The following is an 860-nucleotide window of genomic DNA, read 5'->3' on the forward strand; positions in this document are numbered from 1 at the left end:
CGTAGTCAGATGCTCTATCCAATTGAGCTACGAGCGCATATGCCGAGGGCCGGACTCGAACCGGCACGGTAGTTACCTACCCCAGGATTTTAAGTCCTGTGCGTCTGCCAATTCCGCCACCCCGGCGATTAATGGAGCGGAAGACGGGACTCGAACCCGCGACCCCCACCTTGGCAAGGTGGTGTTCTACCACTGAACTACTTCCGCATCTTCAATATAGAGTTATAGAGTGCGGGTGAAGGGACTTGAACCCCCACGCCCGTAAAGGGCACTAGACCCTGAATCTAGCGCGTCTGCCAATTCCGCCACACCCGCGATCAAAGAGTGAGCCATGGAGGATTCGAACCTCCGACCCTCTGATTAAAAGTCAGATGCTCTACCTACTGAGCTAATGGCTCATCATTCGAGAAAAGCAACTAATTCTATTTGTAAAGTAATGGTGGAGGATGACGGGATCGAACCGCCGACCCCTTGCTTGTAAGGCAAGTGCTCTCCCAGCTGAGCTAATCCTCCATAATAAACTGCCTAGCAACGACCTACTCTTGCAGGGGCGCTGGCCCCAACTACCATCGGCGCTGGAGAGCTTAACTTCCGTGTTCGGAATGGGAACGGGTGTTTCCTCTCCGCTATTGTCACTAGGCAAGCAATGGACAAGTTCCATTATAGTTCAATCATTGATATTGTCAAGAGAAATTTCATTCCCTCAAAACTAGATAACCGTCCGTTTGGAAGAAAGCCGTTTTGCATAGGCGGCTTCCGCTTTTCCGTTGTCTAGCTCCGGTGCCTAGCTCTCTTGCGCCAAATAACCTTCTCCCTTGAGGTGCAAGCACCTCTACGGGCGAAGAACATTTGGCTTCGAG

Annotated in this window: 5 tRNA genes and 1 rRNA gene; all 6 read right to left on the reverse strand. The window is 51.7% G+C overall.

The window, feature by feature from the left end:
• Positions 1–40: 40 nt before the first annotated feature.
• Positions 41–126, reverse strand: a tRNA-Leu gene (locus tag QSJ37_RS17840).
• 6 nt (positions 127–132) lie between these two features.
• Positions 133–207, reverse strand: a tRNA-Gly gene (locus QSJ37_RS17845).
• 23 nt (positions 208–230) lie between these two features.
• A tRNA-Leu gene (locus QSJ37_RS17850) sits at positions 231–315 on the reverse strand.
• 10 nt (positions 316–325) lie between these two features.
• Positions 326–398, reverse strand: a tRNA-Lys gene (locus QSJ37_RS17855).
• Positions 399–437: 39 nt separating this feature from the next.
• Positions 438–513, reverse strand: a tRNA-Val gene (locus tag QSJ37_RS17860).
• 10 nt (positions 514–523) lie between these two features.
• Positions 524–640 (reverse strand): 5S ribosomal RNA (gene rrf, locus QSJ37_RS17865).
• Positions 641–860: the final 220 nt, after the last annotated feature.

It is taken from the genome of Parageobacillus sp. G301 (assembly GCF_030268025.1).
GTDB lineage: Bacteria > Bacillota > Bacilli > Bacillales > Anoxybacillaceae > Parageobacillus_B > Parageobacillus_B toebii.